This window comes from Sporosarcina sp. FSL K6-3508 (assembly GCF_038615825.1).
Taxonomy (GTDB): Bacteria; Bacillota; Bacilli; order Bacillales_A; family Planococcaceae; genus Sporosarcina; species Sporosarcina newyorkensis.
This window is the reverse complement of sequence record NZ_CP152016.1, coordinates 3,009,424-3,033,151: the sequence shown is the minus strand read 5'-3', so window position 1 is coordinate 3,033,151 and position 23,728 is coordinate 3,009,424. Positions and strand designations below refer to the sequence as shown.

At 39.0% G+C, this 23,728-nt stretch carries 22 protein-coding genes; 14 read left to right on the top strand and 8 right to left on the bottom strand.

Annotated features, from left to right (window positions below; translation table 11 throughout):
- Window positions 1-120: 120 nt before the first annotated feature.
- Together MKX97_RS15115 and MKX97_RS15110 are read left to right on the top strand one after the other, a co-directional pair.
- On the top strand, window positions 121-1,707 hold the full coding sequence (locus tag MKX97_RS15115) for an SNF2-related protein (protein WP_342536366.1): 1,587 nt from the start codon (window positions 121-123) through the stop codon (window positions 1,705-1,707).
- A complete protein-coding gene (locus MKX97_RS15110) occupies window positions 1,661-2,446 on the top strand; it encodes a YqhG family protein (RefSeq protein ID WP_009498767.1) in 786 nt (261 codons plus the stop codon). The genes MKX97_RS15115 and MKX97_RS15110 overlap by 47 nt, the downstream gene beginning before the upstream one ends.
- 94 nt (window positions 2,447-2,540) lie before the next feature.
- Here MKX97_RS15110 and MKX97_RS15105 read toward each other — a convergent pair whose 3' ends face one another.
- A complete protein-coding gene (locus tag MKX97_RS15105) occupies window positions 2,541-3,071 on the bottom strand; it encodes an STM3941 family protein (protein WP_009498766.1) in 531 nt (176 codons plus the stop codon).
- A gap of 190 nt (window positions 3,072-3,261) precedes the next feature.
- On the opposite strand from MKX97_RS15105, the gene MKX97_RS15100 reads away from it, so the two are divergent.
- The 5 genes from MKX97_RS15100 (at window position 3,262) to MKX97_RS15080 (ending at window position 9,323) form a co-directional block, all read left to right on the top strand.
- Complete coding sequence (locus MKX97_RS15100) at window positions 3,262-4,635, top strand: alkaline phosphatase (RefSeq protein WP_281250683.1); 1,374 nt, start codon at window positions 3,262-3,264, stop codon at window positions 4,633-4,635.
- A 207-nt stretch (window positions 4,636-4,842) separates the two neighbouring features.
- Window positions 4,843-5,535: a response regulator transcription factor gene (locus MKX97_RS15095; protein WP_342537517.1), complete on the top strand. Its 693-nt coding sequence runs from the start codon at window positions 4,843-4,845 to the stop codon at window positions 5,533-5,535.
- Window positions 5,532-6,533, top strand: coding sequence for a sensor histidine kinase (locus MKX97_RS15090; RefSeq protein ID WP_342536365.1), 1,002 nt, complete (start codon window positions 5,532-5,534; stop codon window positions 6,531-6,533). Before MKX97_RS15095 ends, MKX97_RS15090 begins: the two co-directional genes overlap by 4 nt.
- A 95-nt stretch (window positions 6,534-6,628) precedes the next feature.
- Window positions 6,629-7,390 (top strand): ABC transporter ATP-binding protein, encoded by a 762-nt coding sequence (locus MKX97_RS15085; protein ID WP_009498759.1) that lies wholly within the window; start codon window positions 6,629-6,631, stop codon window positions 7,388-7,390.
- The gene (locus MKX97_RS15080) at window positions 7,380-9,323 is read left to right on the top strand and encodes an ABC transporter permease (RefSeq protein ID WP_342536363.1); all 1,944 of its coding nucleotides are present in this window, start codon (window positions 7,380-7,382) and stop codon (window positions 9,321-9,323) included. The genes MKX97_RS15085 and MKX97_RS15080 overlap by 11 nt, the downstream gene beginning before the upstream one ends.
- Window positions 9,324-9,401: 78 nt before the next feature.
- On the opposite strand, the gene MKX97_RS15075 is transcribed toward MKX97_RS15080, so the two are convergent.
- The 6 genes from MKX97_RS15075 to MKX97_RS15050 all read right to left on the bottom strand — a co-directional run bounded on the left by MKX97_RS15075 (window position 9,402) and on the right by MKX97_RS15050 (window position 15,212).
- Window positions 9,402-10,739 carry an MATE family efflux transporter gene (locus MKX97_RS15075; RefSeq protein ID WP_221838175.1) on the bottom strand — a complete coding sequence of 446 codons (1,338 nt, stop codon included), beginning with the start codon at window positions 10,737-10,739 and terminating at the stop codon, window positions 9,402-9,404.
- On the bottom strand, window positions 10,736-11,203 hold the full coding sequence (locus tag MKX97_RS15070; protein ID WP_009498755.1) for a GNAT family N-acetyltransferase: 468 nt from the start codon (window positions 11,201-11,203) through the stop codon (window positions 10,736-10,738). The genes MKX97_RS15075 and MKX97_RS15070 overlap by 4 nt, the downstream gene beginning before the upstream one ends.
- Window positions 11,204-11,297: 94 nt before the next feature.
- Window positions 11,298-11,858: a TetR/AcrR family transcriptional regulator gene (locus MKX97_RS15065; protein ID WP_221838177.1), complete on the bottom strand. Its 561-nt coding sequence runs from the start codon at window positions 11,856-11,858 to the stop codon at window positions 11,298-11,300.
- A 193-nt stretch (window positions 11,859-12,051) separates the two neighbouring features.
- Complete coding sequence (locus MKX97_RS15060; protein ID WP_342536361.1) at window positions 12,052-13,794, bottom strand: GMC family oxidoreductase; 1,743 nt, start codon at window positions 13,792-13,794, stop codon at window positions 12,052-12,054.
- A 17-nt stretch (window positions 13,795-13,811) separates the two neighbouring features.
- Window positions 13,812-14,657, bottom strand: coding sequence for a gluconate 2-dehydrogenase subunit 3 family protein (locus MKX97_RS15055; protein WP_340760555.1), 846 nt, complete (start codon window positions 14,655-14,657; stop codon window positions 13,812-13,814).
- Window positions 14,658-14,930: 273 nt separating this feature from the next.
- Entirely contained in the window at window positions 14,931-15,212 is a 282-nt protein-coding gene (locus tag MKX97_RS15050; protein WP_342536360.1) for a hypothetical protein, read from the bottom strand.
- A 378-nt stretch (window positions 15,213-15,590) separates the two neighbouring features.
- On the opposite strand from MKX97_RS15050, the gene MKX97_RS15045 reads away from it, so the two are divergent.
- Entirely contained in the window at window positions 15,591-15,794 is a 204-nt protein-coding gene (locus MKX97_RS15045) for a 2-hydroxymuconate tautomerase family protein (RefSeq protein ID WP_009498750.1), read from the top strand.
- Window positions 15,795-15,867: 73 nt separating this feature from the next.
- Here MKX97_RS15045 and MKX97_RS15040 read toward each other — a convergent pair whose 3' ends face one another.
- Complete coding sequence (locus MKX97_RS15040; RefSeq protein ID WP_009498749.1) at window positions 15,868-16,485, bottom strand: TetR/AcrR family transcriptional regulator; 618 nt, start codon at window positions 16,483-16,485, stop codon at window positions 15,868-15,870.
- A 168-nt stretch (window positions 16,486-16,653) separates the two neighbouring features.
- On the opposite strand from MKX97_RS15040, the gene kynU reads away from it, so the two are divergent.
- From kynU to MKX97_RS15010, 6 genes are all read left to right on the top strand, one after another.
- Entirely contained in the window at window positions 16,654-17,937 is a 1,284-nt protein-coding gene (gene kynU, locus MKX97_RS15035) for a kynureninase (protein WP_221838183.1), read from the top strand.
- A gap of 19 nt (window positions 17,938-17,956) precedes the next feature.
- Window positions 17,957-19,381: an amino acid permease gene (locus MKX97_RS15030; RefSeq protein WP_221838184.1), complete on the top strand. Its 1,425-nt coding sequence runs from the start codon at window positions 17,957-17,959 to the stop codon at window positions 19,379-19,381.
- A gap of 409 nt (window positions 19,382-19,790) precedes the next feature.
- Window positions 19,791-20,537, top strand: coding sequence for an IclR family transcriptional regulator (locus tag MKX97_RS15025; protein WP_009498744.1), 747 nt, complete (start codon window positions 19,791-19,793; stop codon window positions 20,535-20,537).
- Window positions 20,538-20,680: 143 nt separating this feature from the next.
- Window positions 20,681-21,709, top strand: coding sequence for a TRAP transporter substrate-binding protein (locus MKX97_RS15020; RefSeq protein WP_078818597.1), 1,029 nt, complete (start codon window positions 20,681-20,683; stop codon window positions 21,707-21,709).
- Window positions 21,710-21,723: 14 nt separating this feature from the next.
- Window positions 21,724-22,209, top strand: a complete 486-nt coding sequence (locus MKX97_RS15015) for a TRAP transporter small permease (protein WP_342536359.1) — start codon at window positions 21,724-21,726, stop codon at window positions 22,207-22,209.
- A complete protein-coding gene (locus MKX97_RS15010; RefSeq protein WP_078818595.1) occupies window positions 22,206-23,483 on the top strand; it encodes a TRAP transporter large permease in 1,278 nt (425 codons plus the stop codon). Before MKX97_RS15015 ends, MKX97_RS15010 begins: the two co-directional genes overlap by 4 nt.
- Window positions 23,484-23,728: the final 245 nt, after the last annotated feature.

The window sequence follows — 23,728 nt, the reverse complement described above, 5'->3', positions numbered from 1 at the left end:
CAATCAATCCTTAAAATAAAACAAGTGACAAAAGCAATTTGGCTTTTGTCACTTGTTTTCATAAGAATTTCTTTTTTGGACACCCTAACAAAAATGAAAATTTAGTTTGGGGTGAACAAAATGCTGATTGAAAGATCATCTGCTTGGCAAGAAGCCTTCATTGAACGACTGGAAAACCGTGAGCAATGGGATAGTTGGACATTGTATAAGATGAGTTATGATATTTCCAAAAACAATTTAATTACCGATTTTAAAGGGCTGCAGTCACTTAAATACTTACCGAATGTAACACCGCTTGCTCATCAATTGGAAGTGGCAGAACGAGTCATTGAGGAAATGAATGGGAAAGCAATTTTAGCTGACGAGGTAGGACTAGGGAAAACAATCGAAGCGGGATTAATCTTAAAAGAGTACCTCATTCGCGGTCTTGTGAAAAAAGCACTTATCTTGGTTCCGGCATCGCTTGCCAATCAATGGGTAGAGGAGCTGCAGCTGAAATTTCATATCCCAGCGATGCTTTATAAAAAGAATTTTGATTTAGATTATCTGGATGTTGTAGTTATGAGCATGGATACTGCTAAACGAAGTCCTCATAAAGAGAAAATTTATGCGCAGGATTATGATTTAATCATTGTGGATGAGGCACATAAATTAAAGAATCATAAAACAATCAGTTATACGTTTGTGCAGAATCTAAAGAAGAAGTTTTGTTTGCTATTGACGGCAACGCCTATTCAAAATGATGTTTTTGAATTGTTCTACCTCATCACTTTATTGAAGCAAGGGCATCTGGGATCCTACGAGACCTTTAAATCTACGTTTTCCGCAAATAAACGAGATGTGGAGCAGGATAGTTTCTTGAATGAATTGGTTAACCAAGTAATGGTTAGAAATAGACGGCAGGATACAGGGATTGAATGGACAAATCGTCAAGTTCAAGTAATCCCGGTTGAGTTTACAGACAAAGAACGAGAAGCCTACGAACTTATTTCGGGGTTAAAAGATGTGTCTTCCGTATTTTCTGGTGCTTTTTCAACCATTACTCTGCAGAGGGAAATGTGTAGCAGTCAGGAAGCTACTCTTGGTACTTTGAAGAAACTCAGCGCGGATTGCAGAAGTACGGACGAAATAGCATATGTGAATGAAGTAATTCAGCAACTGGGGAATCTATCGGTTCATTCGAAAGCGGAAAAAGCAGTGGATCTTATTATAAAGGCGAATGACAAGGTCATCCTTTTCACTGAATATCGGGCTACCCAAATGTACTTGTGTGAGTATTTTCATTCGAAAGGCATTTCGAGTGTCTTATTTAATGGTAAATTAAGCAAAAACAGCCGAGAGTGGATTAAGCACCTATTCAAGCAAAATGCCCAAGTGTTAATTGCGACTGAGTCGGGAGCAGAAGGAATTAACCTTCAGTTTTGCCATCATGTCATTAATTATGACTTACCTTGGAATCCGATGAAGTTAGAGCAAAGGATCGGACGTGTTCATCGTCTGGGACAAGAGCATGATGTGCACATATATAATTTAGCGATTCAAGATACGATCGAGGATCATATATTGGGAGTGCTTCAAGGGAAAATAGAGGTTTTTGAAAAGGTCGTTGGGCAGCTCGACGATATTTTAAAGACCACTAAGAAATCAGAGGAGGATGTACATGTATCCGCAACAAATCCACGGATATCTAAGACAATTCTTCAATGAAAATAATTGCCCGATTGTCAATGGAAATGAACACTATATGACTGTCCAGTTAACGGTGGAGATGGATAAAAAGATTATGAACCGTCCATTTTATTGGAGATATATAGAAAGTGTTAATGAGACGCCTAATCCGGCACAAATTACGCTTATCACGAATATTCAACAGCTAAATGAAGGAGTTAAAGGTGAAGTGGTGCATTTAGGTTCACCTCGCCTTCATCAATTATTTCAAGTAACGAAGGATATGGGTTCATATGTGAAGATGTATGAGCAGCTCCAAACAAGACAAGGCGAACAAGCAGTTTTGACGCCATGGTTGAGTGTAAATTATAAAATTTCATTTAGAAGTCAACAAACGAAAGAGGCTCTTCATTCGTTAGGCATCAACTTGATGACAGGAGCTGTTTTCCAGGAATTCCAGGGGAAACTGAACAATTTGAACTTGGCAATGGAGCCGCCTGAAAATGTTTTTAACTTACCGTATATCATTACTCCTGTCCGAGCTTTGGATCGGTTAGATGCTGTAATCGATAGGATTGTTGGAGAAGAAGATCGAAACTGGGCAGTGGAATCGAAGAAGAGATGGCAAAAGGATCAAGCGGTATTGGATTATTTTTATGAAGGACAAGATGTTAAACCAGAATGTTATGAGATTGAAAAACAGGCGATGGAAGAACGATTTAAACCTCGTATTACAATTGAGATAGTCAATGGAGGATTGTTTTATCTACGTAATTAATTCGTTTGGAATTAGAGTTTCAGGAGTATGAAAATAGCGGGGACATGAAAGGCGGTACGCGCTTTTTATGTCCCCGCTGTTATGTAGTCTACAATCATTCACTCGGCAGCGTCACTGAAGAATCCATAACCCATCGGTGCTCAATTTCTTCAAAGATTGTTTCTATTGAACAGGCAAGGTTTTTTACAGGAATATTCACTTGGGCATCGACTAAGCCTCTGTTAGCCCCATTCAACAATCTTTTTGCCCCGCTCGTTCGATTAATGATCAACTTAGGATCGTATGTAACAATGCCGAGAAATGTTTGTCCGGAAAAAGTGTATAGGTTGAATTCTTTTATGTCCTCCCACTTCACCAATCCGGCAGCTAAGTAACTAGAGCGATCAATAATACCTTCAACCGAAATAATTAACGCTGGTCTTCTGTTTAGGAGTTCTTTTAAATAAAATATGCCACACCAGCCAAAGAACAGCAATGTTATGACACCGACGATTCCTATCCAAATTGGAGCTTCGCCATATATGAAAAGAAGTGTGAAAATAGTGCCGAGTAATACAAATACAATAGATAAGAAACTTAACATTAGCATTCTAGAACGCTTCGGATAGATAATAAATTCCTCCATATGCAACCCTCCTCAGTTAAAGATTATCACTTTGTATTCTAAGTTGCACGGATGATAGTAGGGTACAGCATCCCAGAATATTGGGGAGCCAGGTTCTCAAACCTTTACATATCTTAACATGTTGTTTAAACGACCTTAACAATCTCTCATTATACTTGTCCTTGGAAGTACAAAAACAGGAGGTCGTGTAATCGTGAGAAAAAAGTTTTTGAAGAGAGCTCTACCGATTGCTGTTGTTTCTAGTATCTTGATTGGAGGAATGGTTGGAGAAATTTCTAATCCTAGCGTTCAAGCCGTAGAAATAGCCGAAAAAGATCCGGAAATCAAAAATGTGATCTTCTTGATTGGTGACGGAATGGGTACCTCTTATACGTCTGCATATCGCTACTTTAAGGATGATCCTAGTACGCCGTATGTGGAGCGAACGGAATTTGACAAATACCTAGTAGGTCAGCAAATGACTTATCCAGACGATCCGAAGCAAACTATTACCGATTCTGCCGCTGCTGCGACTGCTATGTCGGCAGGGATTAAAACATATAATAACGCAATTGCTGTCGATAAAGATAAGAAAAGAGTGAAAACAGTTCTTGAAGCAGCAAAAGAAGCTGGAAAGTCTACTGGACTAGTAGCCACTTCTGAACTTGCCCATGCGACACCTGCTGCATTCGGTGCGCATAATGAGAGTCGTAAAAACATGGATGCGATTGCAGATGACTATTATAATGAAATGATCAACGGTGAGCACACAGTAGATGTACTTCTAGGTGGCGGTAAAACAAACTTTGTTCGTTCGGATATTGATTTGACAAAGTCTTTTCAAAAGGACGGCTATAGTTATGTTACGAATACATCAGAATTACGAGCGGATGATAACGAGCAAGTTCTTGGTTTATTTGCGGATGGCGGGCTTGATAAAATGATTGACCGCAGAGAAACTACACCGTCTTTGGAAGAAATGACACAAGCGGCGATTGATCGATTAAGTAAAAACGAGAATGGATTTTTCATGATGGTCGAAGGAAGTCAGATTGACTGGGCGGGTCATGCAAATGATGTCGTAGGAGCAATGAGTGAAATGGAAGACTTCGAAAAGGCATTTAAAGCAGCAATTGATTTTGCTAAAGAGGATAAGCATACTCTGGTCGTTGCCACTGCAGACCATTCAACAGGTGGTTTTTCTATTGGAGCAGACGGAGCATCTAACTGGCTGGTTGACACTGTAGCTTCAGTCAAACGAACGCCTGCCTTCATTGCGGATCAAATCTTGAAAAGTGGAAAAGTAGAGGAAAGTCTCAAGCTGTATATTGATCAAGAATTGTTTCCATTAACAGATGACGAAGTCAAGTCCGTTGAAAACGCAGAAAAGAACAGCGAGGACATCGAGATCGCGATTAAAAAGGTTATCGACAAGCGCTCCTATACTGGCTGGACGACTGGCGGTCATACTGGGGAAGACGTTCCAGTCTATGCATACGGTCCATCAAGCGAAAACTTTGCAGGCCTCTTAGATAATACAGATCATGCCAAACTGATTTTTGATATAATTGAAGGGAAAAACTAGTAGATTGATCACTCTATAAACTAACCAAAAGAAGTGAAAATAACCCATCCAATTTGAGGAGATATCTCAAGGATGGGTTATTTTGTTTGAAAATCTCCTTTAAGGGACACCGACTTGCCAGGAAATTTTGATTATATCTCCATATAGGATAAAATAGGATCTTAATTGAAATTGAATATCTGTATGATGAAAAATGAGGTGGGTTCCGTGTTCACGATTATGCTGATCGAAGATGATCAAACATTATTTCAAGAAGTAAAAGAACGCCTAACACAATGGTCTTATAAGGTGGCAGGGGTGACCAACTTTTCGAATGTTTTCCAGGAATTTACGGAAATTAAACCGGATTTAGTTATCATCGATATCCAGCTGCCAAAGTTTGATGGTTTTCATTGGTGCCGAATGATCCGCTCGCATTCAAATGTGCCTATTATATTTTTATCGTCAAGAGACCACCCGACGGATATGGTGATGTCCATGCAGCTTGGTGCGGATGATTTTGTGCAAAAGCCTTTTCATTTTGATGTCCTGATTGCGAAAATCCAAGCTACTTTGCGCCGTGTTTATAATTATAATACCGAGCAACCGCTTGAATTAAAGACTTGGTGCGGCGCGACGATTGATTTTATTAAAGGGACTGTCTCAAATGAAACCGGATTAATCGAACTCACGAAAAATGAACTCTTTATTTTGAAATTACTTGTTGAACGAAAGAATGAAATTGTAACGCGCGACGAATTAATCACGAGTTTATGGGATGATGAACGATTTGTAAGTGATAATACGTTAACGGTCAATATTAACCGATTGCGAAAAAGGCTTGCTGAAATCGGTTTGGGTGAAGTAATTGAAACAAAAGTTGGTCAAGGTTATATGGCAAAGGAAGAATCATCGATATGATACGATATTTCATAAAAGAAAGGGTCAGCTGGATTCTGTTCTTTTTGTTTTTTCAGCTCCTGGTTTTATTGATGGGCTTCTTAGATGTGAGTATCCCTTTTCAATCTGTGGGATACATTGTATTTTTATCTTGTTTGTTCTTCTTCATATTTCTCATCGTGCGCTACTATAAAGAAACTCGGTTTTATCATGAATTAAAACGTCATAACCAATCATTCGATTTGACGACAGTGCCTCACGCCAACAGTCCTTTTGAAGAGATCGTTTCTGAAATGATTTCCGAGCAAAATACCACATATAAAAGTCAGCTGAATGAATTGCGAGTTAGCGTGGAGCAAGAGAAGGATGAGATACTCAACTGGATCCACGAAGTGAAGACACCATTAACGACGATGCAGTTAATGATTGATCGTATAACGGATCAACCACTCCGTTCTCAAATAATGTATGAGTGGCTTAGAGTCCATTTGTTGCTTGATCAGCAATTACATCAAAAACGCATTCCCTTCATTCAAAATGATTTATATATAGAGAAGACGGATTTACAAATATTGATCTTTCAGGAGATAAAGTCATTAAAATTATGGTGTGTGCAGAAGGGTATCGGTTTTGATGTGAACTTAGAAATAAAAGAAGTTCTTATGGATGCTAAATGGCTTGGTTTTATCGTCCGACAGCTTTTAACAAACGCTGTGAAGTACAGCGAGGCTTCTGATATCCGAATCCACAGCTTCGTTGAAAACGGCAACAAGAAACTCTCTATACAAGATTTTGGACGCGGCATTGATGCAAGAGATCTTCCTCGGATATTCGATAAAGGTTTTACTAGCACGCTGAACCATCACGATCACGCCGCGACGGGGATGGGATTGTATTTAACAAAGTTAGTGGCAGAGTCACTACATCTTGATCTTCAAGTCCAATCCAAAATAGGAGAAGGCACTGTGATTACGTTAACGTTTCCACAAGAAAATGAATTCGTGCGTTTAAGCATGTGACGAGAATGTCACATGCTTTTTATGATTGTCATGTCAAACACAGGAGAAAGATGGATGGAATGATTAGAATATAAAGTATAGAAGGAGTGAGGAATATGGTAATTCTCGAAGCAACAAAAATCCATAAAACATATGGCAATAAATTTAATAAGCAAGAAGTATTGCGGGCGTTAGACTTACAAGTGCATAAAGGTGAATTCGTCAGTATTATGGGGGCATCCGGCTCAGGCAAAACCACGTTACTCAACGTACTATCATCTATTGACCGGGTCAGCCAAGGGACAATTACAATTGAAGGCCAAAACTTCAATCAAATGAAAGAGAAGCAACTTGCAGAATTTCGAAAACATCATTTAGGTTTCATTTTTCAAGACTATAACTTACTGGATACACTAACCGTTAAAGAAAATATTCTTCTTCCGTTATCCATTAAAAAGGTCTCGAAAAAATTGGCGAACGATAAATTTCGTGCAGTCGCTCAGGATCTAGGTATTTTAGAAATCGAAAATAAATATCCAAATGAAATTTCGGGAGGTCAGAAACAACGAACTTCTGCAGCCCGTGCATTTATTCATGATCCAAGTATTATTTTTGCGGATGAACCAACGGGCGCGCTGGATTCAAAAGCGGCTTCCGATCTGCTGAACAAGTTGAGTGACTTAAATGCAAAACGAAACACATCCATCGTTATGGTGACACATGATCCTGTTGCTGCGAGCTTTAGTGAACGAGTGATTTTTATAAAGGATGGGCAGGTCTATACCCAACTAAATAAGGGCGAGCAAAATAGAAGTGACTTTTTTAATGATATTATTAAAACCCAAGGCGTTTTAGGTGGGGTTAAACATGAAGCTTAACCAACTCATTTACCGTAATACAAAGAAAAATTTAAAGCATTATTACTTGTACATCTTTGCGCTCGTTTTTAGTGTTGGTTTATACTTTGCATTTGTAACGTTACAATACGATCCTGCGTTAAATGAAACAAAAGGAACGATTAAAGGGGCGGCAGCCATTAAAGCGGGCTCTGTTTTATTGGTTGGTATCGTTTCGGTTTTTCTGTTATACGCGAACAATTTGTTTATCAAAAGACGCAGTAAAGAGATCGGATTATTCCAATTGGTTGGGATGACGAAGGGTATGATCTTCCGTATTCTTAGTGTGGAAAACTTATTCCTATATGTAGGATCGCTTATACTCGGTGTATTGCTCGGATTCTCAATGTCTCGTTTGTTAATGATCATTCTTTTTAAAGTAACGGGTGTGGAAGATGTCGCGACATTACACTTTTCGCAAGAAGCATTATTCCAAACATTGGTTATATTTTCAGTGATCTATGTATTAATTTTGATCATGAATTATATTTTTATAAGAAGACAGAGTATACTATCGTTGTTTCGGGTTGCATCTGTTACACAGCAACGCGTACAAAAGATGACGCCATTCCAAGCAATTATCGGAATTTTTGGGATCGCACTCATTTTATTTGGGTATTATTTATCATCCAAAATGTTCAGCAGTACGTTTTTAGGTAGTCAATTGTATATGGTTATGATTACCATCCTAGCTTCAGTTATTTTAGGAACCTATCTATTTTATAAGGGATCCGTCAGTTTTATTTTTAATTTAATTCGCAAACAAAAAGGCGGCTATTTGAATGTGAAGGATGTCTTGTCACTTTCCTCCATTATGTTCAGAATGAAATCCAATTCCTTTTTGCTGACTGTCATTACGACATTATCTGCACTTGCGATTTCATTGCTGTCTTTAAGTTATATTTCGTATTATTCAGCCGAGAAATCGGCAAAAGAAAACATTCCGCATGATTTTTCCATTCCGAATGCAAAGCATGCAGAGCAATTTACAAATGCACTTGCAGAAGAGGGAATTGACTATACCGAGACCTATATCGATTTAGTAAGGGTTAACACGGATTTATCCGACATTTTATCCATGCCGGAAGATTCAGAGTTTGGCTTTCAAGCCAGCAACACGGATATGATTGTCATAAGCGATCAGGCGGTACCTGAATTACATGTTGAAGAAGCAGAGGTATTTTTCGTCAATCAACAGGATTTTACGAAGAAATTGCTGAACTTCCAAGAAAGTGGGCAAGTCGGGTTTTCAAATGCGGAGACCGTGTATGATCTAACATTCAAAGGGTTTAAAGATGTATCGATATTATCTTCTAGACTTTCCTACGCTTTTCCGGTCGCTGTAGTAAACCAAAAAATATTTGAAAAAATGAAGGCTGAACAGGATCCGGCATTGAAATCTGAGTTTCCTGAGTATGTCGGAATAAACATTGTGGACAAAAAAGAAATCGAGAAGGCAGATTCGATTTTCAATGAGTTGGAATTGAATATATGGGCTGGTTATGAATCGAGATATGAGGCTAGCATTAGCCAGAAACAAAACATGGGGTTAATTATGTTCATTGTTGGCTTTCTAGGGCTGGCGTTTCTCGTTACATCTGGTTGCATTCTTTACTTTAAACAAATGGACGAAAGTGAAGATGAAAAGGCTAACTATACGATTCTTCGGAAGTTGGGCTTTACGCAAGCAGATTTAATCAAAGGGATACAAAGAAAACAACTTTTCAATTTCGGCATTCCGCTTATTGTAGGCTTGTGTCATAGCTATTTTGCTGTGAAATCTGGTTGGTTCTTCTTTGGGACAGAGCTGGCAACACCGACAGTTATTGTCATGCTGATCTACACAGGATTGTATTCGATCTTTGGTATCCTCTCCGTGTTGAATTATAAACGTATTATTAAAGATGCTTTATAGAAACGTGCAATTTCAGCAAAACAACAAGCTATCGTAGCGAATCCCAAAAAGGATTTTCCTCGATAGCTTGTTTTCAATTTAGAGCAATTTCGTCGACTTCTTCTGGTATAGGAATACCCCGATAAATACAAGGAATTCAGATGCTGGAATAGCTAACCAAATGCCATTTAAACCAAAAATTCTTGGTAAAATCAACAAGAAAATCAGCATTACGATAATTTCCCTAGAAGCTGTTATCCATGTTGCCATCCGAACATTGCCAACTGATTGGTAATACGTCATCATGACGAAGTTCGTTCCCGTAAATAAGTACGCGATAAAGAATAGATTAATTCCTGTACTTGCTAACTCTCTTACGCTTTGCGGAAAATCACCAAAGATGGAAACGATAGGGCCCGCAGCGAATTGTCCGATAAGGAAAAAGACAGCTCCTGCTAATACCACAGTCATCGTCGCTTTTTTTATCGTTTCCTTTTGTCGTTCAAGATTGCCGGCTCCGTGATAATAACTGATGAGCGGCTGGATGGCGCCACCCATTCCGAGGAACAGCATCAACATGACACTGTGAACATAATTTAGAATGGAAAAAGCGGCGACGCCATCTGTGCCAGCTGTTCGTTCAAATGCGATATTATGCGAAATCGTAAAAACAGAGATCCCTAATTCGGATAAGAAGCTTGGAAAACCAATGACTATAATGGCTGCGAATAATTTTCTATTAAATGAAAAACGAATGAGCTTTAAATTATTCGTTTTCTTAAAAAAATGGCTGGACAGTACGAGCATTCCTAAGAATGAAGCAATAATCGTAGCGAAAGCAGCGCCGGATACACCAAAGTCAAAAATAAAGAGAAAAATGTAATTTAGCACAATGTTGACGACAGACGTTACAATTAAACCCGCCATAGAAAGATTTGGTGCACCGTCATTTCGAACGAATATACTAAACGTATTTTCTACTGTAAAAATAAAGCCGAATAACAAAATGACAAATAAATAATCCGATACATAAGGAAATGTAGTAGAATTGGCACCCAGTACATAGGCAAGTGGATTACGGAAAATAAAGGCCGCCAGTCCAATCAGCAATGTAAATACGAAAATAGATAAAATGGCGTGCGTGAAGATTGTGCGGGCCTCATCAATCTTTTTTGCTCCCATTGCCATGGAATATTTCGTTGCTGCACCGATACCTATCCAAAGTGAAATCGCGAAGAAGATCGTATAAACGGGAGCCGCAATGCCGACTCCCGCTAACGCTTCCGCTCCTAATCGATTACCGACCATGATTCCATCCGCGACGATATTAATCGCCATCAACAACATTCCGATTGTAGATGGAATTAAATAACGTAGAAAGATACGTCCAACTGACTCGGTATCCAATTGATTCAGTTTAGGTGAAGGTGAACTCATTTTAAAGGACTCCTTTTTAAGTCAAGTTCCATTATGAGGCAGGGAAATTCACCAAGGTTGTCTATCTTTCCGTTTAATACAAAACCGAATTTTTCATATAACCGCTGTGCTTTCGTATTGTCCGGATAGATACTCAAATAGATCATTTCACAATCATATTTTTTCTGCATTTCTATCAGCAGATGTTTGAGAAATCGACTGGCATACCCCTTACCTTGATGGTTGTGATCGATCATGAAACGATCCAGCCATACATCATTTGTCGTTTTGTCCCGGCCGTGCATCGCATAACCGATTAATTCTTCTTCATCATATAGTCCAACTGATTTCCATTCAGGTTCAAATTTGGATTGAGCTAAGGAAAAAGCATTGCTCTCAATAAAGTTCTTTTGGTCGTCATTTACTGATAAATAGGCGATATCCTCCCAATTTTCAGTAGTTACCTCACGTATGTGGAGGCTCATAATTCCATCTCGCTTTCAAAGTTGTTGTAAAACATTAAAACTATTTTTGTTTTATTAGTTTATTTTGGCATAAAAAATCCGTGTGTGTACAATCTCACTTAGGATTTTTTGTAATGAAGCCGAATAGCAGAATATCTACTATTGAGTCCAATGCTTCTGTGACTGTTATGCTGTTTTCATAGAAAAATTGTCGATCCATTGTAGAGTTTGTAGCGTCAATAATCAATTTCATCAGTAATGAAACATTTTGTTCCACAATGAGTCCTTCCCGAATGCCTTGTTCAATCAATTTGCGCAAATCATCCCACTCATTCAGTGCAGCGTTGACGCGTTCCCATTGCGTAGGGTGTGACTTCCTCATCTGATCAAGAATTTGCCAGTTGTAAAAGTCATTATATTTCGGAATCACAGTGATCACTTTCTTAATCTTTTCTAAAAGTGATAATTCTGGATCTTGTATAATCATCTCAGTCTTTTCATCAAATTCGTTTAAAGTAGAATCAATGATAGCATCCAAAATATCGGTTTTAGAAGAAAAGTGTTCATACAATGTGCGCTTGCTAATCCCGAGTCGTTTCGCCAGGTCATCCATCGTAAACTTCATGCTTTTCTCATGAACTTCCTCGAGAAATCCTTTCATAATCCGAGCTCTCATTTATCCTCCTCCTGTCTTTATCTGTAAGTTTTAAAACTTTAAAAACAAATATAGTTTTATTGGTACTCTCAGTATAAAGCGTATTTAGGAGGAAATCAAGGGATATAGTTTGTAAACTTTATCCTGTGAATTATAAAATCTGAAACTAAACATCAAAAAACAGCTAGAGTAAAAAACTCCAGCCGTTTAATTATCAAGCATTCATGCTAGCTTGTTTCGCTTCAACAAGCTGACCACCATTCTTCAAATATTTCTCTACACCTTCAGCCGCACGATATCCAAGCGCTCCAATCGTAGCAGTCGGGTGATGTCCTGCGAATTGAGGAAATGCTGAGCCACCAACGACAAACAGGTTTTCCATTTCCCACATTTGTAAGTAGTTATTTACCGCGGAAGTTGCTGGATCAGCTCCCATAATAACACCGCCCGCGTAGTGGCCTCCGTCGTAGATATGGTCGAATTCATCGGGTATAGAATCTGGGTTGACGATGTCTGCGCCCATTTCTTTTACGATTTCCGTACATTTTTCAACACCAAACTTCGCAATATTGCGATCTTGATCTGTGTATCGGTTCGTGACACGCAATAATGGATCGCCAAATTCGTCTTTATACGTCGGATCTAAGTCAAGATAATTATGCCACCAAGACATAATTGCTGGTGTGTACCAGACTCTCATGTAGCGATTTGTATAGAAAACGGAATTTTTCTTGAACTCTGGGCCCCAGCTTGGCGTATCATCTGGGACATTATTGGTTGCGATCGCTCCGTGTCCGTATTGACGGAATTCGATTCCACCGCCATTAATGAAATCTAAATTGGTATGATCAAAATTGTCCCCTGCGAAGTCACTCATCGTGCCGCCTAAAGCACCTGCTCCCATGTAGAGGTTGAATTTCTTTTCCTTAAAAAATCCTCTTGCACCTTGGAATGTTATATTCATTTGACCGTTAAAATTCCGTCCAATAGTTCCTTTGCGCGTCTTCGGGTCATATTGTTGACCGATTTTCGATAGCATCAGCAGTCGATTGTTTGTAAAGGAGAATGCTCCAAGCACCACGACATCAGCTGGTTGCTCAAATTCTTCACCAGTGAGTGTATCCGTATACATAACTCCTGTAGCTTTCCCACCACTATGTAGGACGCGGCGTACAAGCGAATTTGTTCTGAATTCACAATTGTTTTTGATGGCGGTTGGAATAACAGTGGCTAAAGGATCTGACTTGGCTGAGAAGTCACAACCATATTGTGTACAGAAGGAACAGAACATACAAGCATTCAATGTTTCTCCGTCAGGATTCGTATACGCCTGAGACAAGTTTGCGGATGCGACTTGGTAAGGGCGATAACCCATTTTTTTTGTAGTTTCCTTAAACAATCGTACAGCAGGTGATTCTTTCATTGGAGGATTGGGATAGTCGCTTGAGCGTTTGTCGCCGAGCGGATCTGGTTCTCCGGAAATACCGGCTGTCTTTTCCCAGCGGTCATAATAAGGTTCCATTTCATCATAGGTAATGCCCCAATCCTGAATGGTCATACCTTCAGGGATTTTATCCTTACCATACCGTTCAATTGTCTTAGAACGAATTTCAAAGTCGTATGCTCTCCAGCGATAGGTAGCCCCTGCCCAGTGGACACTTCCGCCCCCTAAGTCTGTACCCGCCATCATTTCTTTTCGCGTGCGGACGGGAAGTGCTGTATCTTCCATTGTAACGCGCGATGTAATGGTTTCAGGAGCTAAATTTTGCATCATTTCATAGCGGTTTGTATAGCGTAGTTCATCTTTCACTCCAATATAGTCTGCGCGATCTACTTTTTTACCGCGTTCTAATGTAACCACTTTATATCCGGCTTTCGCCAGTTCAGCAGATACGATACCGCCAGCCCAACCACTGCCGACGACTACAACATCTACTTTTTCTAATTTCTTCGCCATATGCTTCCCTCCAATTATCAGTGTCCGTGTTCGTCTTCGTTTCCTTGGTAACTACGTAAGCTTTCAGGCTTCATCACAATGAATTCGTCTTTATCAATGTCGGCAGTATAGCTCATGCGGGGGCCAGGGTACTCCTTCATCCGCCAACCGTCCATATTGCGATTACCGCCATAGACCGGGTCTGCATATGCGCCTTCTATTGTTGTTTGAAGTAAGAGGTTAAAGAATGTATTGGAATTAACGCCATTCATTTTCGCTTTACCTTCGTCGAAAAGTTGAAGTATTTCATCTTGTTGATCAGGTTCTAAATCTTTGAATTTTGTTTTGAATTTTTCTTGAGAAGTCTGCTCGATGGCACGGATACCTTCTGTAAAAATTTCTGCCCTAGTCATCTTCGTTTGATATCTTGGTGTAGGAGCCGGAACTTGTGTATCCGCATTCGGACCTTGTTTGTTTTGGTCCCGATCTTTATTTTCATAGTTCTCTACAGCTGCTGTTTGAGGGAAAGGACCATGCATGTATTCTTTTGCATTTGTTCCCCACTCGCTCGTCAGTTGTCGATCAATAAAATAAGGAATGCCAAGTTCAATTGCGCCGGGGCCTAAATCATCTTTAGGAAAGATTCGTTCCGTTGCTGCGGATAAGATATCAAAGTCTTCACCGCGACTAAAAAATGTCCGAGCTTCCGTTACAATGTGGGTCGCGTTCTTGGTTCCAGTTTCGGGTTTTTGTAACTGGTTGGTCAATAACCCTCCGAATAATGAACCGCCGACTAGACCACCTGCTAAGAATCCGGTATTCTTCATGAAATTTCGGCGACTAATTCCTTTTTGAGTAGTCTCAGGTTGTTGTGGTTCTGTCACATTTCTCTCCTCCTCTTATATGTGGACTTCACAATTTTTCCAACCCACTATTTGTCATCTTGTGGTGATGTGCTAGAAATTATACACATTTGCATAAAGAATGCTTATTAATTTCGAGATAAAACTATTTATTATACTTCGAATTATTTAAAGCTCTTGATGTACTGGTAGTAATGTATGTACAAATTAAAAATTACTGAAATCACTAGGCGGGACCTAGTGATTTCAGGATAGTAATTTTTATTGTTGTGAAAAATACGTAGAACGTTTCAATTAATTCGTTGCTTTGTCGTCCCCATCTTCTTCGTCTTTCACATCCACATCCGTATCGATGTCAGCGTCTGGTTCCATATCTACATCAGTGTCAGGGTTATCTTCCGGCACTACGACAGGTTCATCTACGTTTCCGTCGCCGTCTTCTGGCACGACGACAGGCTCATCTACGTTTACATCATTGTCGTTAACGTCAGGTTCGTCATCACCGCAGGCACTTAAGATTCCGACAGATAATAAAGCGGCTGCTCCAACTTTAATAAAGTTTTTATTTAAATTCATAATTAATTTCCTCCTCTAGTTTGGTTGATTCGCTTACCTATCTAATGGATAACCGATTTTTATTTTTGTAAACATGCAACGTTGAAAATTAGTTCAATCCGATTATGGAATTGGCTTCTTGAAACAAGTCGAGGGAATAATAAAGGAGATGAAGAGTAAGTGATCTTTAGGTATAAAAAAGTTACGTGTGACGCGGCTAAGAGCGAGTTGAAAAGTTCATGGATATCAAAATGTTCCTATATTTGAAGACTGACAAATTAGTACTCAAAAGGGATTTAGTATAGGCTGAAGAATTTATTGAAAACTTATTTTTAATAATTGATATAGACGAATAGGTGGTATAGCATGGTATGTAAAAATACAAAAACGAGGTGTAATATGCCAATTATTCAAGTGCAAGTTTTGGAAGGAAGAAGCGATGAACAAATTAAAGGGTTAATTGAAGATATTACGGGAGCAGCTGTAGACAATCTTGAAGTGAGACCAGAACAAGTACGGGTTATTGTGACAGAGGTGGCGGATACGAAATGGGGGGCAGGTGGTTTGACAATGAAAGAAATTAAACAGAAGCGAGAATTATAAGGAGAAGGTTGACGATCAATCTGAAGCCGTATGATAGAAAAGCGAACTTGCCTAATTGTGGCGGTTCGCTTTTTTACATGATATATAATCCATCCACATACATATCAGTTAAGGTTTTCGCGATTTCTTCAATAGAAGCCGTGTTCTTTTTATGTACTACTTCCCACTGATAGTTTTCATTGGCGAAAAACCAAAAGCGAGCAACCAAGTTAGCTTGCAAATCTGTACGAGCTAAACCTTGTGATTGGGAGTATGTAATATCCCTCGTAATATAATGAATATTCGTTTCGCGTATTTCATTCCACTTCGAGTCCACAGTCGAAGACAGACCGATTGCTTCCGAGAAAACTTTCATAATTTGGTGATTTTCATTTGCCATATTTAAAAATAGAAGGACTTGCTTATGAATCAAAGTTTTCGCTTCCTGTTTGGTGGCAGGAGCGAACGGAGTATTTGCCATGTCAAGGAACTCTTGCATCACGTCTTCAATCAGACTAGTTAAAATTTCATCTTTTCCTTTAAAGTAAACGTAAGCGGTGCCGTATCCTGTGCCGGCCCTCTTGATAATTTGTGTGATAGTCGTTTTTTCAAAGCCATTCTCATAGAAAAGTTCTTTAGATGCTTCGAGCAAACGCTTTTTTGTTGCAATGGACCTCAAATTTCGCCCATCTGTGATTTCTTCTCGTGTCATCAGCCTTTCTCCTTTCGTGTTTAATTGTACTCATTGTAACGTACAGTACGCTTTCCTACAATGAAGTGTGTTTTAATTTCACCTACTGAAATTCACACAAAAAGATATTGACACTGTGTCAACTAAACAATAGTATTAAGTAAATTCAGATAATTGGAGGCGTATAAGATGAGTAAAACAGAAGTGATTTCGAAAGAAAAAGCTAGAGAATTCGACAAACAAGATGAATTTCAGCAATACCGAGATGAATTCTTTTTACAGCAAGAACAAATTTATATGGATGGTAACTCGCTTGGACTAATGTCAAAACGAGCGGAGACCAAAGTAAATGAACTAATGGAATCATGGAAGGTATTAGCTATCCAAGGCTGGACAAAAGGAAATTACCCTTGGTTCTACTTACCAGAAAAATTGAGTGAAATGTGTGCCCCTCTCATTGGAGCGGAAAGCAAGGAAGTTATGATATGTGGTTCGACAACGAGTAATATACATCAGTTAGTTTCTACTTTCTATAAACCAAACGGCAAAAAAACAAAAATTTTGGCAGATGAACTTACATTCCCATCAGATATTTATGCGCTCCAAAGTCAGATTAAACTACAGGGCTACAATCCCGATGAACACTTGATTCGTATAAAGAGTCGGGATGGAAGGATGATAGAAGAGGATGACATAATTTCAAAAATGACTGATGAGGTAGCTTTGATTTTCTTGCCGACAGTACTATATCGAAGCGGACAATTATTGGATATTGAACGATTGACGAAGGAAGCCCATAAACGAGGTATTAAGATTGGATTCGATGCATGTCATTCAATTGGCGCAGTACCTCACAAATTTAGTGATTGGGGAGTGGATTTTGCTGTCTGGTGTAATTATAAATATTTGAACGGCGGACCAGGCTCTGTAGCAGGTTTGTATGTAAATAAGAAACATTTTGGTATTGAGCCAGGGTTAACAGGTTGGTATAGCTCAAAAAAAGATAAGCAATTTGACATGAGCCACACATTGGAAGTAGAAGAATCAGCTGGAGCTTTCCAGGTTGGAACATCTCACATCCTCAGTTTAGCTCCAATTATTGCTTCCTTGGAACTCTTTGCCGAAGCAAATATTGAAAAAGTACGTGAGAAGTCTCTTCAGATAACTCGCTTTATGATGGAATTAGTCGAACAAGAGTTGGAAGGACTGGGCTATTATATTGGAAATCCAATGGAGGATGGACGACGTGGCGGGCATGTTTGTCTAGAGCACGATGAGGCTATTCGGATTTGTAAGGCTCTCGTTGAAGAGGGAGTCATCCCTGATAATCGCCCCCCGAATATTATCCGACTAGCACCAATTGCTTTTTACACCTCCTATGAAGAAGTTTTCGACACGGTGCAAACACTCAAAAGGATTGTTCTTGAAAAACGATATGAACAGTATGGTAAAGAACGTAATGTAGTGTCTTAAAAAATAAGGGGGAAAAGCGATGGGGAAGAAGGAAACAGATTTCCAAGATATTATTGAAAGAGAAAAAGGGTTAAATCGCAGTCTGACAACTGGACAGCTTACAATGATCGCAATAGGCGGAGCGATTGGGACAGGTTTGTTTCTCGGTAGCGGGTTGGCTATTGGCTTAGCCGGACCAAGTGTTATTGTGAGTTATGCAATTGGTGCGTTAATTGCTTTACTGCTGATGGGATGTCTTTCGGAAATGACAGTGGCCCATCCTGTGACAGGTTCATTTGGAGCCTATGCGGAAAAGTATATTAATCCTTGGGCGGGGTTCACGGTCCGTTATTCTTATTGGTTTAGCCTGGTGTGTGCGATTGGGACAGAAGTTACCGCTGTAGCTGTGTATATGAAATATTGGTTTCCCACAGTTCCTGCCATCGTCTGGATCGTATTGTTTGCTGCAATATTGATGTATGTAAATGCAACAACCGTAAAGCTGTTTGGAATTGTGGAATATTGGTTTTCTTTAATTAAGGTTGTTGCGATAACTGGATTTATTATATTAGCTGTCTACGTCATAGTTGGAGCGGATCAAACTTCATCTATTGGAATCCATAACTACGTGGCAGAGGGTGGCTTTTTTCCAAATGGTTTTTATGGTATGTGGATTGCTGTTTTCATATCACTATTTAGCTATCTAAGTATTGAAATGATCGCAGTAAGTGCTGGAGAAGCAAAAGACCCTGAAAAAGCAGTTCCAATCGCTTTACGATCGGCTGTTGTTCGTTTGATCGTTTTTTATTTAATTACATTGTCTTTAATGCTAATGATCGTGCCGTGGAATATGGCCGGTGCAGATAAAAGTCCTTTTGTAAAGGTAATGGAGATTGTTAACATACCGGGTGCTGCCGCCATTATGAATTTTGTTGTGTTGATTGCTGCACTTTCTGCTATGAATAGCCAATTATATATATCAACACGAATGATGTTCTCCTTATCACGCGGTGGGTACGCTCCAAAAATACTAGGAAAGCTAAATAAAAAGTCGGTACCATCTATAGCTTTATTTGTTTCTGTTATTGGAATTGTATTTGCTACATTTTTTACCATAGTAAAACCTGACACGGCATTCGTTACAATGATTTCATTATCAAGCTTTGGAGCTATGTTTGCATGGTTTATGATTTTTATTACACACTTATTTTTCCGGAAAAATTGGAATGAAACCAAAGGAAGGAAATTACCAGTTAGAATGATAGGTTATCCATACCTGACTATATTTGGGGCTGGATTATTAGCTAGTGTTGTATTGTCAACGTGGTTCTCGCCTGACTTTAAAGCGACCCTTTTATTAGGTTTTCCATGGTTGCTTTTCATTACAATTTGTTATTTTATCTGGAAACGAACAATCGGGAAGCGAGTTATTGTTCAGACTGAATTGGATGAAAAAGCAGATTAATAGAAGGGCTGTTAGACTGGTTGTTTTCTTTGTATAGATATATCAATAAGTAAAATAACACTCGATGTTACGAATGAACATCGAGTGTTATTTTGCGGGAGATTAATTATTAAAATTCTTATGTTTAAAAAAAGCTTTTTTGTGAACTGATATTCTGGCAATTTGTAAATTTGTTAAACAAGTTTCATATTATGAAATTTATAACTTGTTAACTTGCTTTAAGATTCGTATAATTTAGATTACTACATACACGAAGTTCACTCCTAAGGATAAGCAAAAAAGTGTATGTTACTTAGCAGACTCTCAGCGGATATGGGGATAATTACAATTTCTTTTCACTTTATATGAAAGCGTTTACAACCGTAGATTGTCAAACAGCTATAAATTTAGTAAGAGAGGAGAACATAACGTGATAGAATCTGTTAAAAAGGCTTGTTATATTATCAGTTGTTTTTCTAGTGAGGAACCGGTTTTAGGAAATGCCGAGATAGCCGGTAAACTTGGCATGAGCCCTAGTACGACACATCATTTAATCAGTACACTGTGCAATGAAGGTGTATTGATGAGGGACAAGGATAGACGATATCGTTTGGGGTGGAAATTGCTGGAGTGGAATAACAACGTCATGTTTCAACAAGACATTTATGATAAGGCTATTCCGCTTGTAAAAGACTTGATAAGCAGATTCATAGGCACTGCTCATATCGGAATGTTTGACAAAGGGGAAGTTGTATTTGTCTTGAAAATATCATCTCAAGAAGCTTCGCCTATCCACACATACATTGGGTCTCGAAAGCCTGCTTATGCTACGAGTACAGGAAAAGTGTTGTTGGCCTATAACAATGACTACTTGAAAGAAACCATTGAACGAGGGCTTTCTCAACAAGCTCCAAATACGATTACAAATATCGAAAAGCTGAAAGAGGATTTGAAGAAAGTAAGAGACGTGGGCTATTCAATTAGTAATAATGAAAATTCAACAGGTACGTACGCTATTGCGGCGCCTATTTTATCATATTCAGGTAAAACGATTGCTGCAGTTAATCTAGCTGGGCCGGTATCTTACATGCAAGGAAGCAACCAACACATGATTAGACAGAGTGTAATTAAGACGGCCGATTCTATATCTAAAGAACTAGGTTATATTGAAGTTTAATTATTACCATAGAATCCTTTAAAGGGGTGATGAACACCAGAACAATTTATCTATTCCAGCCACACAGAAAAGGGTATAGTTTTCGAGTCAATTTACCGAATAGTCTGATTAATAATCAGGAAAGAGAAAAGGGGAGTTAATACATGACAAGAAAAAGAGGTATGTATTTTTTTATTATGACAATTGTTGCAGCGTTGTTTCTAAGTGCATGTGGTAAAGACAGTGATGAGGCGAAAGCAGATAACCCAGGTAAGGAAGGAGAAGCTGGGCAGACATACAACTTTAAACTCGCTCATATTGCACCACCCGATCATATTTGGAATGAGACGGCTCAAAAGTTTGCCGAGGAACTAGAAGAACGTTCAGATGGTCGAATGAAAATGGAGTTATATCCAGGTGGACAACTCGGTGGAGAGCCGGATATGGTACAACAGCTTGAAACGGGTTCATTGGATTTCGGATTTATTACGACTGCTTTTTTAACATCTAGATCAGATGCTTTCAGTGGTTGGTTTGCACCTTATTTATTTGATTCCTACGAAGCAGCTTACGAGGCAAAGGATTCTGATATTGCAAAGAAGATTTTAGCAACACTTGATGATCAAGGCTTACGCGCAAAAGATTATTTCTTCTCCGGAAACCGTACGATGATGTTCAGAGAGAAAGTTGAAACACCTGCAGATATTAAAGGCCTTACTTTACGTGTCACACCAAGTCCCGCGTTACAAGATTGGTATCGTCTATTAGACGCTAATCCAGAGTCTATCTCATTGCCAGATGTATACCAAGCTGCACAAACAGGTGTCATTGATGGAATGGAAATGGATTTGGATGCAGCAGTTACATCTAATTTTAATGAAGTAACCGGGTTTGGCGCATTGACGAACCATATGGTATGGCCTTCTGTAATGATTGCGAGCGGAAAGGTATTTGATGCGATGCCGGAAGAAGATCAAAAAATTATTGAAGAAGCAATGGCTGCGGCTTCTGAATTTGGAACGATGAAGCGTTCTTCTTTAGAAGAAGAGTATATGAATACTTTAAAAGACAGAGGAATGGAATTATATGAAATGGATGAGTCTTTGTTCGACCCATTCAAAGAAGAGTATGATGAACAATACAAAGCAAAGGATCCATTGATTAAAGAATTTATCGAAACGTTCCGTAAATAGGAGGAATGCGCAGTATGAACAAGCTGAGCAGCTGGGTAGAAACGCTTGAAAAGTTTATGGCGATGATCTTAATTGCTGCAATGACGATTATTATTGCAGTCGCTGTATTATTTCGCTACTTTCTAAACGCCCCTATATTTTGGGCAAGTGAGGCAAGTATCTTCATCATGGCATGGGTCACATTTCTTGGAGGGAGTTTGGGACTTAAATATAGGTCCCAAGCTTCTGTTACCTTTTTGGTCGATCGGTTTTCGGAGAAGGGAAGAAGATATTTAGAGATGGTTTCTTATATAATTATTCTCGTTTTTATTGGGATTTTACTATATTTAAGTTATCAATGGCTATTCTCCGTTACTCATCAAACCTCATCTTCCATGCGAATTCCTATGTGGATTCCATATGCATCGGTTCCAGTAGGCCTAAGTTTTGCATTCATTCATTTATTAACCCATCTTGTGAATTTGTTTAAGACAAAGGAACAAGGGGGGCAAACGACATGATGATCATTGTTATTGCGCTATTTTTATTATTTCTAGTGATCGGCATTCCGATATCTCTAGTGCTAGCAATTACTTCTATTAGTTATTTACTTCTTTCAAATTTAACTACGCTGATGAGTTCAGCCCCACAGAAAATGTTTTCGGGCATCGATAATTTTGGTCTGTTAGCCATCCCGCTATTTATGTTGGCGGGAGAATTAATGAATGGCGGAGGAATCACGACACGCCTCGTGTCTTTTGCCAGAGTGTTGATCGGTCATTATCGTGGTGGATTGGCGTATGTCACGGTTATTGCGAATATGTTTTTAGCTTCTATACTAGGGTCTGCCAATGCACAGGCTGCGATGATGAGTAAAGTTATGGTGCCTGAAATGGAAAAAGAAGGATATCGACGTGATTTCTCTGCAGCAATCACATTAGCCTCTTCTATAGTGGCGCCGGTTATTCCACCTAGTATGTTGTTTATCATTTATGGAACATTAACAGGTGCGTCTATTGCCGATTTGTTTATGGCTGGAGTGATTCCAGGTATATTGCTCGGGGTTGGTTTCATTATCGTAATTGGGATCATGAATCAAAAACAGCAATTTCCTAAAAGTGAAAAAGCAACTTTTCAAATGATTGTGAAGTCGCTTTTGCGAGTGCTACCCGCAATGTTAATTCCTTTTACAATAATTTTTGGGATACTCGGCGGTGTATTTACGCCTACTGAATCAGCTGCCATCGCATGCGTAATCGCATTTGTTATTGGGCTGGCTTATCGGGAGCTAAAGTTGAAAGATATGCCGGAAATTTTGGTGAATACGGTTGTAAATACAGCAACGATCTCATTCTTAATCGTGACAGCTAATTTATTTGGTTTTATAATTGCATATGAACAAATTCCTCAATTGGTAGCTAATTCAATGCTTGGTTTGTCAGAAAACCCATTAATCTTTTTGCTTTTAGTTAATATCTTTTTGTTATTGATTGGTACTGTATTAGATGGAATTGCGGCGTTGATTATTTTAATACCTGTCATGCTTCCGCTACTTGCTACATACCAGATTGATCCCGTGCATTTCGGAGTCATCGTATGTATTAACTTAACAATCGGTCTTCTTACTCCGCCAGTAGGCACAGGACTTTTCATCGTGTCGTCCATCGCCAAGGTGAAATTTGAAGATCTTATTAAATCGATTATGCCGTTCTTGGCTATGGCGATCCTTGTGTTGCTCATTTTGACTTATTGGGAAGATGCTGCGTTATGGATACCTAGTTTGTATAAAGAATAAAACGTTTAGAGAACTCTCTAAACGTTTTTTTAATTTTTTTTATTAAATATTCTCGCTATTTCATACCGTGAAATATGAATATTGTGACAAGGAGTTGTATTCGGTATATTACAAGTACGTTAAGTGAAGTGAAAGCTTCTGGAGTGAGGAAAGATCCCTTGGGATTCGTAGTAGGCTTCTTTAATAAGTCGGAATGAAAGGGCTTACAATCATTACTCTTGCGGTCTTCATGCATCAATGAATTA

Excerpts from the sequence above, each read along its gene's own strand:
- MKX97_RS15060 (WP_342536361.1), bottom strand. The coding sequence starts at position 13,794 with ATGGCGAAGAAATTAGAAAAAGTAGATGTTGTAGTCGTCGGCAGTGGT.
- MKX97_RS15040 (WP_009498749.1), bottom strand. The coding sequence starts at position 16,485 with ATGACACGAGAAGAAATCACAGATGGGCGAAATTTGAGGTCCATTGCA.
- MKX97_RS15070 (WP_009498755.1), bottom strand. The coding sequence starts at position 11,203 with ATGAGCCTCCACATACGTGAGGTAACTACTGAAAATTGGGAGGATATC.
- MKX97_RS15010 (WP_078818595.1), top strand. The coding sequence starts at position 22,206 with ATGATGATCATTGTTATTGCGCTATTTTTATTATTTCTAGTGATCGGC.
- MKX97_RS15030 (WP_221838184.1), top strand. The coding sequence starts at position 17,957 with ATGGGGAAGAAGGAAACAGATTTCCAAGATATTATTGAAAGAGAAAAA.
- MKX97_RS15050 (WP_342536360.1), bottom strand. The coding sequence starts at position 15,212 with ATGAATTTAAATAAAAACTTTATTAAAGTTGGAGCAGCCGCTTTATTA.
- MKX97_RS15085 (WP_009498759.1), top strand. The coding sequence starts at position 6,629 with ATGGTAATTCTCGAAGCAACAAAAATCCATAAAACATATGGCAATAAA.
- MKX97_RS15045 (WP_009498750.1), top strand. The coding sequence starts at position 15,591 with ATGCCAATTATTCAAGTGCAAGTTTTGGAAGGAAGAAGCGATGAACAA.
- kynU (WP_221838183.1), top strand. The coding sequence starts at position 16,654 with ATGAGTAAAACAGAAGTGATTTCGAAAGAAAAAGCTAGAGAATTCGAC.
- MKX97_RS15080 (WP_342536363.1), top strand. The coding sequence starts at position 7,380 with ATGAAGCTTAACCAACTCATTTACCGTAATACAAAGAAAAATTTAAAG.
- MKX97_RS15075 (WP_221838175.1), bottom strand. The coding sequence starts at position 10,739 with ATGAGTTCACCTTCACCTAAACTGAATCAATTGGATACCGAGTCAGTT.
- MKX97_RS15115 (WP_342536366.1), top strand. The coding sequence starts at position 121 with ATGCTGATTGAAAGATCATCTGCTTGGCAAGAAGCCTTCATTGAACGA.
- MKX97_RS15105 (WP_009498766.1), bottom strand. The coding sequence starts at position 3,071 with ATGGAGGAATTTATTATCTATCCGAAGCGTTCTAGAATGCTAATGTTA.
- MKX97_RS15015 (WP_342536359.1), top strand. The coding sequence starts at position 21,724 with ATGAACAAGCTGAGCAGCTGGGTAGAAACGCTTGAAAAGTTTATGGCG.
- MKX97_RS15020 (WP_078818597.1), top strand. The coding sequence starts at position 20,681 with ATGACAAGAAAAAGAGGTATGTATTTTTTTATTATGACAATTGTTGCA.
- MKX97_RS15110 (WP_009498767.1), top strand. The coding sequence starts at position 1,661 with ATGTATCCGCAACAAATCCACGGATATCTAAGACAATTCTTCAATGAA.
- MKX97_RS15090 (WP_342536365.1), top strand. The coding sequence starts at position 5,532 with ATGATACGATATTTCATAAAAGAAAGGGTCAGCTGGATTCTGTTCTTT.
- MKX97_RS15065 (WP_221838177.1), bottom strand. The coding sequence starts at position 11,858 with ATGAGAGCTCGGATTATGAAAGGATTTCTCGAGGAAGTTCATGAGAAA.